This window comes from Spiroplasma endosymbiont of Andrena trimmerana (assembly GCF_964019575.1).
Classification (GTDB): Bacteria; Bacillota_I; Bacilli_A; order Mycoplasmatales; family VBWQ01; genus Spiroplasma_E.
In genome coordinates this window covers 520360-533897 of the sequence record NZ_OZ026455.1, presented here as the reverse complement: position 1 = coordinate 533897, position 13538 = coordinate 520360, and the positions used below count along the sequence as shown (strand labels likewise).

General features: G+C 22.7%; 12 protein-coding genes and 1 other RNA gene. All 13 read left to right on the top strand.

All coding sequences use genetic code 4. The features are described from left to right. The first annotated feature begins 128 nt into the window (after positions 1–128). Positions 129–1316: a DNA polymerase III subunit beta gene (gene dnaN / locus AACL03_RS03110; protein WP_252319050.1), complete on the top strand. Its 1188-nt coding sequence runs from the start codon at positions 129–131 to the stop codon at positions 1314–1316. Between the two features lie 57 nt (positions 1317–1373). After that, positions 1374–1946 (top strand): SGNH/GDSL hydrolase family protein, encoded by a 573-nt coding sequence (locus tag AACL03_RS03105; RefSeq protein ID WP_339039245.1) that lies wholly within the window; start codon positions 1374–1376, stop codon positions 1944–1946. 155 nt (positions 1947–2101) lie between these two features. Next, positions 2102–2404, top strand: a complete 303-nt coding sequence (locus AACL03_RS03100) for a hypothetical protein (protein WP_339039244.1) — start codon at positions 2102–2104, stop codon at positions 2402–2404. Positions 2405–2644: 240 nt separating this feature from the next. Then, positions 2645–4567, top strand: a complete 1923-nt coding sequence (gene gyrB, locus AACL03_RS03095) for a DNA topoisomerase (ATP-hydrolyzing) subunit B (protein ID WP_422397983.1) — start codon at positions 2645–2647, stop codon at positions 4565–4567. 31 nt (positions 4568–4598) lie between these two features. Beyond that, a complete protein-coding gene (gyrA, locus tag AACL03_RS03090; protein ID WP_339039240.1) occupies positions 4599–7088 on the top strand; it encodes a DNA gyrase subunit A in 2490 nt (829 codons plus the stop codon). A gap of 16 nt (positions 7089–7104) precedes the next feature. Further along, positions 7105–8370 (top strand): serine--tRNA ligase, encoded by a 1266-nt coding sequence (gene serS / locus AACL03_RS03085; protein WP_339039237.1) that lies wholly within the window; start codon positions 7105–7107, stop codon positions 8368–8370. 69 nt (positions 8371–8439) lie between these two features. After that, an RNA gene (gene ffs, locus AACL03_RS03080) (signal recognition particle sRNA small type) lies at positions 8440–8534 on the top strand. 24 nt (positions 8535–8558) lie between these two features. After that, positions 8559–9011 (top strand): nucleoside deaminase, encoded by a 453-nt coding sequence (locus AACL03_RS03075; RefSeq protein WP_338974350.1) that lies wholly within the window; start codon positions 8559–8561, stop codon positions 9009–9011. Between the two features lie 58 nt (positions 9012–9069). Next, a complete protein-coding gene (gene dnaX, locus AACL03_RS03070; protein WP_339039234.1) occupies positions 9070–10836 on the top strand; it encodes a DNA polymerase III subunit gamma/tau in 1767 nt (588 codons plus the stop codon). An 18-nt stretch (positions 10837–10854) separates the two neighbouring features. Continuing rightward, positions 10855–11124, top strand: coding sequence for a YbaB/EbfC family nucleoid-associated protein (locus AACL03_RS03065; RefSeq protein ID WP_210368440.1), 270 nt, complete (start codon positions 10855–10857; stop codon positions 11122–11124). Between the two features lie 38 nt (positions 11125–11162). Further along, positions 11163–11837 (top strand): dTMP kinase, encoded by a 675-nt coding sequence (gene tmk / locus AACL03_RS03060; RefSeq protein WP_338961563.1) that lies wholly within the window; start codon positions 11163–11165, stop codon positions 11835–11837. Beyond that, positions 11824–12789 (top strand): hypothetical protein, encoded by a 966-nt coding sequence (locus tag AACL03_RS03055; protein ID WP_252319072.1) that lies wholly within the window; start codon positions 11824–11826, stop codon positions 12787–12789. Before tmk ends, AACL03_RS03055 begins: the two co-directional genes overlap by 14 nt. A 3-nt stretch (positions 12790–12792) precedes the next feature. After that, a complete protein-coding gene (locus AACL03_RS03050) occupies positions 12793–13521 on the top strand; it encodes a tRNA1(Val) (adenine(37)-N6)-methyltransferase (protein WP_339039232.1) in 729 nt (242 codons plus the stop codon). The last annotated feature ends 17 nt before the right edge of the window (positions 13522–13538 follow it).

Sequence of the window (13538 nt, the reverse complement as noted above, 5' to 3'; positions counted from 1 at the left end):
TTTTATAAGTTAAAATTAGTTATTCACATTAATCCACATTTTAATATTATTAATAATTAAATAAATAATAATAATTAATATATATAATATATAATTAATTATTAATGTTTAAAAAATGGGAGATATTTATGAAAATCGAAATCAAAAGTTCTATATTATTCAAAATAATAAAAAAAATAATAAAAATAACAATTTCTAATAACAATTATGAAGAATTATCTTGTTTTTTATTAGAAGTTGAAAAAGAAAAAATAATTTTAACCGCATCTAATGGTAATTTATCATTAAAATATGAACTAAATAATAATGAAAAATATTTAAAAATATTAAATATTGGTTCAGTATTAATTAATACTAAAATTATTTATGATATTTTTAGTAAATTAGAAGATGAATGAATTTTATTTGAACTTAAAATTAATAACTTAATCATTAGTAATTTTAAAAATGATAATAATGATTTTATCTTCAAACTAAGTACGTTGACAATTGAAAAATTTCCAAAAATTAACTTTAATAAAAATATTAAAAATAAAGTATCTTTTAATAAAAGTTTGTTGCAAAATATAAATGAACAAATTGCTTTTGCAACAAATACAAACAATAATAAACCAGCATTAAGTGGAATTAATTTTAAATTTAATGATCAAAAGTTATTTGTTACAGCAACTGATGGATATTGTTTAGCAAAAAAGTGATTTTCTTTTGAAGAAAAATTAGAATTTAGTAATAAAGAGTTTAATATTCCAGTTCATTTATTAAATGAAATTGATAAAATTACTAGTGATTTAAATTCAAATATAAATTTTTATTTTGAAAATGATTATAATTTAATTATTGAAATTGAAAATTTTTTATTTCAAACACGAATGATTGAAGGTACTTATCCAAATACGGATGATATTATTAAAAATATTATAGAAAAAGAAAAAAATATTATTGAAATTAATAACGTTAGAGAATTTTTAAAAATTATTGAATTATCAATAATTTTAGCAAAAAAAGATACTTCACCTATGATTCAATTTTGAATCAATGTGGAAAAAAATGATTTTAAAATTAATTGTTTATCTAATAATGATAGTATAGGTGAAGTAATTGAACAATTTAAAAAATTTCATATTGTGAAATCTAAAAGTTTAAAAGAAGAAATAAAAGTAGTTTTTAATTCAAAATTAATTATTAATGCTTTAAAATCTTTTAATAAATGTAAAAAAGTAAATTTGAAAATTTCTTGACCAAAAAATTATACAATTATTGATAGTGAAGAAGAAACTGGGTTATTACAACTAGTTTTACCAATTGGAGAAAAATAATATGATATAACTAAAATAGTTATTTTTAATTAATAAGCTAAGAAAAGGTAAAAAATAATGAAGAAGAAATTACAATTGTTAAGTATGTTTACTATTTTAATTTTTACTAATTTAAATATAATTGCTTGTAAAAATAAGCAAGATAGTATTAGTCAATTTTATGTTTTAGGGGATAGTTTATCAGATACTGGTGCAGGAACATTTGCACAAAATCAATATTTAGAAAATAGTAATAGTAAATTTAAACATTTTCAATTAGATAAACCTTATTATAATAATTGTTGAAGTAATAATAAAGTAGCTTCACAATTAATTGCTGAAAAATTAAATATTAATTTTAAACCTGGGTGATTATTTAACATCAATGGTAAAACATTTCAAAGTTTGGGTAATAATTATGCTTATGGAGGAGAAGTTGCTGATAGCAGTGATAATAATTTAGATATTATTAAAACTTTTGATTTGTCTCATCAAACACAAATGTTGTTATTACAACATTCTTTACAAAAAAAAGATGTTATTTGAATAGAAATGGGAGCTAATGATATTGGTAATTTAATGAATAAAACAGATCCTATTATTATTAACAGTAAGATTAATAATATAATAAATGAAGAAAAAAAGCAATAAAATTATTAATTAAAAATGGTGCAAATAAAATTATTATTAGTGATGTTCCTGACTTAACATTAACACCAAAAATTAAAAAGATATTACATAATAATCAACAAAAAATACAAATAGCACGTAAAACATGTATTGAATATCAAAAACAATGAAAAAAAATGATATTAGAAATGAAAATAATTTATAAAAATATTATTACACCTTTTTTTCTTTCAAGAGAATTAGCAACTGATATGAATAATTTTAAAAATAAAATTCCAGATGGAATTGTTGAAACTAGTGCTACAATTTGTAAAATGATGTCTAAAGAAACAAAATATTCTTATAAACCAGTTTTTAATTCTGGAGTTAATGAAAGTAATTTAAATAAATATTTTTATTTTGATGAGTTTCATCCAGGTATGTGATTTCATCAACAAATGGCAAATAGTATTATTAATTTAATAGAAAATTTTAAATAGATTTTTTGTTAAATATTTTTAAAAAAGTAATTTATTATTTTTGAATAAAGATTTTTTAATTTTTCTTTTAAAAAAATTATGTTGTTTTAAATCAAAAAAAATGTATAATTTATACATAAAATGTAAAATAATATGCTTATTTTAAAGAATAAAAATTCTTTTTTTTGAATTTATTTTTGAAATTTTAAATATTTTCATTAATTTAATAATGAAAATATTTAATGATGAAAGAGAGTGAAAATAGTGAGCACAAGGACTCCAAATGATTATAATGCTAACTCAATTCAAGTTTTAGAAGGACTAGAAGCAGTTAGAAAACGACCTGGAATGTATATTGGTTCCACTGCAGAAAGAGGATTACATCACTTAGTTTGAGAAATAGTTGATAATGCTGTTGATGAAGTTATTGCCGGTTTTTGTACAAAAATTTCTGTAACTATTACTAAAAATAATGAAATATTAGTAAAAGATAATGGTCGAGGTATTCCTACTGATATACATCCAAAGACTAATATTTCAACAGTAGAAACGGTTTTTACTACATTACATGCTGGTGGAAAATTTGATAATGGTTCTTATAAAGTATCAGGTGGTTTGCATGGTGTTGGTGCTTCAGTAGTAAATGCTTTAAGTAAGTATTTGGAAGTTACTATTTACCGTGATGGTAATATTTTTTTTCAAAAATATATTGAAGGTGGTAAACCAGAATTACCATTGGCAGTTATTGGACAAAGTGATAAAAAAGGAACAACTGTTTTATTTAAACCTGATGAAAGTATTTTTACTGAAACTGTAAATTTTAGTTTTATAATAATTAAAACAAGGTTAAGACAACTTGCTTTTTTAAATAAAGGTTTAACTATTCAAGTTATTGATGAACGTGAAAATAAAGAAGAAACTTTTTGTTATGAAGGGGGCATTAAAGAATATGTTGCCTTTTTAAATAATAAATTTGAACCTTTAAAACATGAAATTATTTATGGAGAGTTTGAAATAAATGGTATAAACACAGAAATAGCTTTTCAATATAATGAAAGTGAAGAATCTCAAATATTTTCATTTTGTAATAATATTAATACACCTGAAGGTGGAACACATGAAGATGGTTTTCGTTTAGCATTAACAAGAGAATTGAATTCTTATGCGAAAAAAAATAATCTTTTAAAAAATAATGATGAAACATTTACTGGTGATGATGTTAAAGAAGGAATTTTAGCAATTATTTCAGTTCAACATCCTAATCCACAATATGAAGGGCAAACTAAAACAAAACTTGGTAATTCTGAAGTTAGAAAAATTGTTTCTAATGTAACTGGAAAAATAATTAATAAATTTTTATTGGAAAACCCTGCTGAAGCAAAAATTATTATTAACAAAGTTATTTTATCAGTAAGTGCACGTTTAGCATCTAAAAAAGCACGTGAGAATATTATGACTTCGAGAAAAAATCCTTTACAATTTTCTAATTTACCTGGTAAATTAGCAGATTGTTCTTCTAAAGAACCAACTAAAACAGAAGTTTTTCTTGTCGAAGGTGAGTCAGCTGGTGGAACTGCAAAGTTGGGAAGAAGTAGAGAAATTCAAGCAATTTTACCATTAAGAGGGAAAATAATTAATGTTGAAAAAGCACGACTTTTAAAAGTTTTTTCTGATGAAGAAATAAATAATCTTATTATTTCCTTTGGCTGTGGTGTTGGTAAAGAATTTAATATTACTAAATTACGTTATCATAAAATTATTATTATGACTGATGCTGATGTTGACGGTTCACATATTAAAACATTATTATTAACATTTTTTTATCGTTACATGCGTCCCTTAATTGATGCTGGTTATATATATATAGCTCAGCCTCCTTTATATAAATTTTATAGTGGTAAATTTGTTAAATATGCATATAATGATCAAGAATTGCAAGAAATTAAAGATAATTTTAATGGAACTAATTTTAACATTCAACGTTATAAAGGTTTAGGAGAAATGAATGCCACACAACTATGAGAAACAACTATGGATCCACAACATAGAATTTTATTACAAGTAAGTATTGATGATGCTTCAGAAGCAGATGAAACTTTTTCAATATTGATGGGGAAAGATGTATTTCCACGAAAAGAATTTATTCAAGAAAATGCTAAATATGTAAAAAACATTGATGCTTAAAAGTTAATAAAATAAAATTAGGAGTTTATATATGAGCGAAATAACTAAAAAAAATGAAACATTTATTTCTAATAAATATGTTCGTAATATATCTGATGAAATGAGAACTAGTTTTTTAGAATATTCAATGTCAGTTATTGTTTCAAGAGCTTTACCAGATGCAAGAGATGGATTGAAACCAGTACATCGTCGAATTTTATATTCTTTAGCAATTTTAGGTATGACATATGATAAACCTTATAAAAAAGCAGCACGTATTGTTGGAGAATGTATTGGAAAATTTCATCCTCATGGTGATATTGCAGTTTATGAAACAATGGTAAGAATGGCACAAGAATTTAATTATCGTTATCCTTTAGCTGATGGCCAAGGTAATTTTGGTTCAATTGATGGTGATAGTGCTGCTGCTATGAGATATACTGAAGTTAGAATGAGTAAAATGGCAGGAGAGTTGGTTAAAGATTTAAATAAAAATACAGTTACTTTTGTTGAAAATTATGATGGTGCTGAAAAAGAGCCTAGTGTTTTACCAGCTTATTTTCCTAATTTATTAGTTAATGGAACAACAGGTATTGCTGTTGGAATGGCAACAAGTATTCCACCACATAACTTAAGAGAAATAGTTGATGCAATTATTTTTGTAGCTCACAATCCTGATTGTGATATTATGGAAATATTAGATATTGTTAAAGGACCTGATTTTCCTACAGGTGCAATGATTTTAGGCGTAAATTCATTTAAAAATGCTTATTTAAACGGAAGATCAACAATAACAGTTCGTAGTAAAACTAAAGTTGAAAAATTATCAAATGGTAAACCTGCAATTATTGTTGAAGAAATACCTTATCAAACTAATAAAACTAATTTAATAAATAATATAGTTAAAGCAGTTCAAGAAAAAAAAGTAAATTATATAACTGATTTGCGAGATGAATCTAATCGTGAAGGAATAAGATTAGTATTAGAAATTAAAAATATTGATTATGCTGAACTTATTTTAAATCAACTATATAAATTTACTTCATTACAAACAACATTCACAATAAATTTATTAGCATTACATAATAAACAACCTAAAGTAATGAATTTAAAAGAAATGATTGAAATTTATATTGAACATCAAATTGAAATTATTCTTAATAAGTCTAATTTTGAATTAAAAAAATATGAACATCAATATCATATTATTTTTGGTCTTGTTAAAGCATTACAAAATATTGATGAAATTATTAAAATAATTAAGGAATCAAAGAAAACAGAAGAAGCATTAACTAATTTACAGAATAAATTTGAATTTTCTGAAAAACAAGCTAAAGCTATTTTAGAAATGAAACTGCAACGTTTAACAGATTTAGAACAAGAAAAATTAAATAATGAATTATCATTTATTAATGAAGAAATTATTCGATTAAGAACTTTAATTAATGAACCTTCTAAGCAAATAGAATTAATGATTTCTCAGTTAACAACAATTAAAGAAAATTATGGTGATGATAGAAGAACTGAAATTATTGAAAATTATGAAGGTGAAATTATTGATGAAGCTTTAATTAAAGAAGAACAGGTGGTTATAACGCTTTCAAAAAGTGGTTATATTAAACGTTTACCTTTAGATACATATAGAACTCAACATCGTGGTGGTGTTGGTGTTAAAGGTGCTGGTGGCACTGATATTAATACTGATGATATTGATAAAGTTTTAATTACTTCAACCCATTCTGATTTGTTAATATTTAGTAATAAAGGAAAAGTTTATCGAATTCGTGCTCATAAGGTACCAAATTACTCAAGAACAGCTAAAGGAACACCAATTGTTAATTTAATAGCAACAGAAAAAAATGAGACTATTAAAACAATAATTGCTATATCAGAAGATTATGATATAAATGCTAATTTATTTTTTGTTACTAAAAAAGGAATTATTAAACGTTCAACTTTAGATCAATTTAAATCTATTTACCAAAATGGTAAGATAGCTATTAAATTGCGTTCAAATGATCAATTAGTAGATGTTCTGAAAACTACAGGTAATAATGAAATAATTATTGCTGTGGCTAATGGACGAGCAGTTAGAATCAATGAAAATCAAGTTAGAGTAATGTCAAGAATAGCCAGCGGAGTAAAAGGAATAGATACAAAAGGTACTCATGTAATTGGAATGTGCTCTAATCAAGATGGTGATTTAGTTGTCTCTATTAGTGACAAAGGTTATGGAAAAATATCACGATTTGAAGAATATCGTTTAGCAAATCGTGGTGGTAAGGGTGTAATTTCAATGAAATTAGCTCAAAAAACAGGAAAATTAATTGGTATAAATTCAATAAATAACACTAATAATAGTAATGATTTATTAATTATGACTTTAAAAGGTACAGTTATTAGATTTTCTTTAGAAGATATAAGAACTACAAGCAGAAATACTATAGGTGTTAAATTAATTAGATTTAAAACAGAAGATGATGCAATTTCTTCAATTGTAACAATCCCAATCACTAAAGAAAAAACTATTTTTATTGATTAATTTAAGAGGTGCTAAAATGATTGATATAGAAAAAATACGTAATAATTTGGAAAAAACTATTAATAAAATAGAAACAAGGGGCCAAAGTTATAAAAACGAAATAAATAAAATTTTTAATTTAGATTTAGAAATAAGAACTTTAAAAACAAAAAATCAAAAATTAGAAGAAACAAGAAATAAGCAATCTAAACAAATTGGTGAATTATTAAAAAATAAAAAAAATGATCAAATAAAAAAAATTAAAGATGATATGATTATTTTAAAAGAAGAAATTATAAAAAATAATTTAAAAATTGTAGATTTAGAAGATAAAATATATGAATTACAGTTAGTAATTCCTAATATACCACATTTTTCAGTTCCACAAGGAAACGATGAAACTAATAATCAAGAAGTTAGAAAATGAGGGAAAATTATTAAAAAAAATAGTAAACCACACTGAGAAATTGCTGAAAAGTTAAATATAATTGATTTTTCAAAAGCAACTAAATTAAGTGGTACTAGATTTATTATGTATAAAAATAAAGGTGCTTTATTAGTTAGAGCATTAATGAATTTTATGATTGATTCTCATTTAAAAAATGGTTATTCTGAATTTTTACCACCATTAATTATTAATAAAGAAAACTTATTTGGTACAGGGCAACTTCCTAAATTTAAAGATGATTTATTTCAATTAAATAATGAACAGTATTTAATTCCAACAGCAGAAGTTCCTTTAACAAATATTTATCGTAATGAAATTATTAATTTTTCTGAATTACCAATAAAAATGTGTGCTTATACACCATGTTTTCGTTCAGAAGTGGGTTCTGCTGGTAGAGATACAAGAGGAATAATTAGATTACATCAATTTAATAAAGTAGAATTAGTTCAAATTGTTGATCCTGAAAAATCTTATGATGCCCTTGAAGAGTTAACTAAAAATGCTGAATTAATTTTACAAAAATTAGATATTCCTTATAGAGTTATTAATTTATGTAGTGGTGATATTGGTTTTAGTGCTGCTAAAACTTATGATTTAGAATTATGATTACCTTCTCAAATGTGTTATCGTGAGGTTTCTTCATGTAGTAATTGTGAAGATTTTCAAGCAAGAAGAATGGAAACTAGAGTTAGTCAAGATAATAAGAAAGTAGTTCCACATACACTAAATGGATCGGGATTAGCTATTGATCGAGTTGTTGCAGCAATTTTAGAAAATTTTTATGTTGAAGAAGATAATGTTGTAAATATACCTATTGTTTTACAACCTTATATGAATAATTTAAAAACTATTTAATTTATAATGTTTCACGTGAAACATTATAAATTAAAAAAAAGTATTTTTTTATAAAAAAATTGTTATAATTAATAATGCCACTGCAACAATTACATTCGAACCGGGTCAGGACCGAAAGGTAGCAGCCATAAGGATTAGGATTGTGTGCGGTGGTTTTATTTTGAAAAATAAAAAAGAGGTTTCTTTAAATGAAAAAACAAAATTATATGGAAATTGCCTTAAAGCTTGCTAAAAAAGCTGCTATTAATGGTGATGTTCCAATTGGTGCAATTATTGTTGATGAAAATGATAATATTATTGGTAGAGGATTTAACAAAAAGGAAAAAGACAAAGATCCAACTCAACATGCGGAAATTATTGCAATAAAAAAAGCATGTAAAAAAATTAATAATTGACGTTTATTAAATTGTACTATTTATACAACATTAGAACCATGTTTAATGTGTGTAGGGGCTTTGTTACAAACAAGAATAAAACATATTGTTTTTGCTTTAAAAGATAGTAAGTTTGGATGCGTTGAATCACTCTATAATTTAACATTAGATAAAAGATTTAATCATCGTAGTGAATATACTTATTCTTTAAACTTAGATAGTAAAGAAATGTTACAAAGTTTTTTTGGAGAAATTCGTAATTTATAATAATTGTTTTTATAACAAATTTTATAAAAAATTGTTAGGATAAATATAGGTGATTTAAATGAAACATAAATCTTTTTATAGAAAGTATCGACCAAATTCTTTTTCAGAAATAATTAGTCAGGATAATATTGTAAGAATATTAAAAAATTCTATTTTAAATAATAGTTTTAATCATGCTTATTTATTTTCAGGCTCAAAAGGTACAGGAAAAACATCAACGGCTAAAATATTTGCTAAAGCAATTAACTGTCAAAATAACATTGATGGAGATGCATGTAATACTTGTGAAAATTGTATAAACATTAGTTCAAATAATTGTATTGATATTTTAGAAATTGATGGTGCTTCCAATAATGGTGTTGATGAAATAAGAAGTATTAGAGATAATATTAACTTATTACCGATGAATTTTAAATATAAAGTTTATATTATTGATGAAGTTCATATGTTAACAACTTCTGCTTTTAACGCATTATTAAAAACCTTAGAAGAACCACCACAACATATTATTTTTATTTTAGTAACAACAGAACCATATAAAGTAATTCCAACTATAATTTCTCGTTGTTTATGATTTGAATTTAAAAAAATTAATGTAAATGAAACTAAAAAACATTTTATTGATGTTTTAACAAAAGAAAAAATTAATTTTGAGGTTGAAGCAGTAGAGGAATTAGCAATATTGAGCGAAGGTTCTTTACGTGATGGTTTAAATTATTTAGAAAAAACATTTAATTATGGTAATAATATAACACTTAAAAATGTTGAAAAAATATTTTCTGTTTTATCAACAAAAAATAAAATATTATTTTTAATTAATATATTTAATTGTAATATTGAGCAAGTAATAAAACAATTAACATTATTTGATGAATATACTATTCAATATAAAAAAAATATTATTGATTTTATTTACATTCTTGAAGAAATATTAATTTATGCTATTACTAAAAAAACAGAATTACTTAAAATGATAAATATTCAACAAGTAAATATTTTTTCTGAAGTAGTAAAATCTGATTTACTTTTAATTTTGAATTCATTTAATGACATTTTAATTCAAGAAGATGTTGATGATTTAAAACCAACATTAATACTAAAAATATTAAATTTAATTAAAAATTTTGAGAATAAATATTCATTAAATTATTTAGAAAAAACAAAAATATCTATTATGAATATAGAAAATAAAAGTATAAATTTAAATAGTAAAGATGAAATAACAAAAATTTTAAAAAAAAGCGAAATAGATAAAAATAATGAAGAATTAACTTCAATTTTAGTAAAAGAAGAAAATACTAGTATTAAAGAAAAAGAAATTTTTGATGTACCAACTGTGAAAAATTTAAAAAATGATGAGATAATTGATAAAGCCATTAATTTAATTTTACAAGCTGATAAAAATATTAGAAAAGAAGTTAGTGAAAAGTGAAAAAATATTTCTAAATTTATTATCATTAATAAATTTAGAAACATAACTAAAGTTTATATAAATACTATTATTGCGGCAGCATCTACTAATGGCATTATTATTATTACCAAAAATATTATTCAATCTGATTTAATAAATCAAAGTTTTTTAAGTAAAGAACATAGAGAATTTTTAAATATTTTATTAGAAAATGAATACATGATTTATGCCCTTGATAAAAATCAATGACAGGAAACAAGAAAAAAATATCAAGAGTTACTAACAAAAAAAATATTACCAAAACCAGTAGATATTGTAATATCAAAACCTGTAATTGAGTCATTTACCAATGTAGATAGAGATCCGACTTTAAATTTTATAAAAAAAATATTTACTGAAATTGAAGAAATATAAAAATATGAGGTGAAAAATATGGATATGAAAAGAATGTTAGCACAAGCACAAGCAATTCAAGGAAAGTTAACAAAATTTAAAAAAGAAGAATTTACTTTTTCTGATATTGATGGTTTAGTTAAAATTATTATAACAGGTGGACGTAAACTAGTTTCAATTAATATTGAAGGATTATTAAAAGAAGCAGAAAATGATTATTCAAGTATTAATGATATGCTACAAACAGAACTAAATAAAGCATTAAAACAAATAGATGAAAAAGAAAAAAATATTGCTGGCAAGTTTTAGAAAAGTTTAGTAATTTTAGCATAGAAAGAGGTAGAAAAATGTTATTTATTACCTTTGAAGGGCCAGAAGGTGCAGGTAAAACTACAGTTTTAAAAATGATTAAAGAACAATTAAAACAAGATGGTTTTGATGTTATTATTACGAGAGAACCAGGTGGTAGCGAAATTTCTGAACAAATAAGACAAGTTATTTTAAATAAAGAAAATACATTAATGGATCCATGAACAGAAGTTTTGCTTTATATTGCAGCTAGAAGACAACATTTAATTGAAAAAATTCTGCCAAATAAAAACAGTAATAAAATCATTATTTCTGATCGTTTTTCTGACTCAACTTTAGCATATCAGGGTTATGCTAGAAATTTAGATATTGATAAAATAAATCTTATTCAAAAACTTATTTTTGAAGATTATCAACCTGATTTGACAGTTTTATTTGATATTAAACCAGAAACAGGTTTACAACGAATTTTATTAAGAAAAGGTGAAAAATTAAATAGATTAGATGAAGAAACATTAGAATTTCATCAAAAAGTATATAATGGTTATAAAAAAATTGCTATTAGTAATCCAAATCGCGTTCATACAATAAATGCTAATTTATCGGAAAAAAAAGTTTTTAATAGTGTTTATGAACTAATCATAAATTTAGTTGAAGAAAAAGGTTTTAAAGAAAAAAAAATTAAAATTAGAGGATCTAATGAAGGAAAATAATGTAATTTTATTTGAAAATGAAGAATCAGAAAATTTTTCTATTTTTGCAATGGAAAATATTCCACAGGTAATTTTATTGTATTCGAAAAATAAAATATTAAATATAAATGTTAGTAATAAGTTAATAAAAAAAATTGTTTGTAAAAATAATAATCAATTAAAAAAATGTACTGAAGAAAATATGTGTCAAAATTGTTTTAAAATTAAAACTAATAGTTATTTTGATTTTAAAAAATTTGATTTTAGTAAAAATAATATTATGAATAAAAATATTGTTTTAGAAATTATTAATGATTTTTCTAAAACTAATTTAGAAAAAGATGCTAATAAAATTTATTTAATAAATCAAATTGAATTTTCTTCAACTTCAGCCTCAAATGTTATGCTTAAAACTTTAGAAGAATTATCTAAAAATATTTATGTAATTTTTACTACCACTAATATTAATCAAATACTCCCTACTATTAAATCTCGTTGTCAATTGATAAATTGTTCAAAAGAAAATGATATATTTGTTAGTAACGATTATGATGATGAACAATTATTAATTTTAAAAATATTTTCAAATACTACTTTTTTGACAGATGAAAGCAGTAAACTTAAATTAAAAAAATATATTGAAATTATTAAACAATTTATTATTAATGATAATGATAAAAAAGTTAACAATCAACTTTTGAATAAAAAAATAATTAGTTTAAAAGAAGAAATTATTTACTTTTTTAGATTTTTTAATTTAGTAGTTTTTAATAAATTAACTTTTCTTTTATTTAAAAAGTATGATTTTAATAATTTTTTTATTGAAAGTTTAGTTAATTTATGAAAAAATAGTAATTTAAAAAACATAGCCTATATTTTAGAACAAATTTCATTTACAATTACTAAATTAAAATTTAATGTTAACTTAAATTTATTAATAAATTCTTTTCTTATTAAGGTAAGTGATAATTAAACTATGGAAAGTACAAAAAAAATTTTAATTTTAAATCAAGATGATAAAAAAATTAAACTTATTCAAAGAAAAGATATGTTTTGTGTTTCTTTGGATACTATTTTATTAAGTAATTTTATTAAAATAAAACCCAGTACTAAAACAATAATTGATTTTGGAACTAATAATGCTGTTATTCCAATAATTTTAGCGGCAAAATTTCAAGGAAAAGTAATTGGTATTGAAATTCAAGAGCCAGCTGTTGAACTTGCTTTAGAAAATATAAAACTTAATAATTTAGAAAAAAGAATTGTCATTGTTCATGAAGACATAAAAATTTATGCTCAAAGAGAAAAAGAAAAAGTTGATTTAATTGTATGTAATCCACCTTTTTTTCCTTTATGAGATAAAAGCAAAGTAAAAGCACAACCTTTAAAAATTCCAGCAAGACATGAAGTATATATTAATTTAGAGGAGATTATTGCTAGCGCAAGTAAATTATTAAAAGACAAAGGGCGATTGGTTATGATAAATAGTGTAGAAAGAATAAACGAAACACTGCTTTTATTAAAAAAATATCAAATTACACCTAAAAAATTACAAATAGTTTATCCTAAAATTAATCAGGCTGCCAATGTTTTTTTAATTGAAGCAGGATTTTTAGCGAAAGAAGGAATGATTGTTTTGCCACCATTGATTTGTCATAATGAAAATAATACTTATATTGATGAAATAGCAAAGTGATATAAATAATCTTAATATAAGTGTAA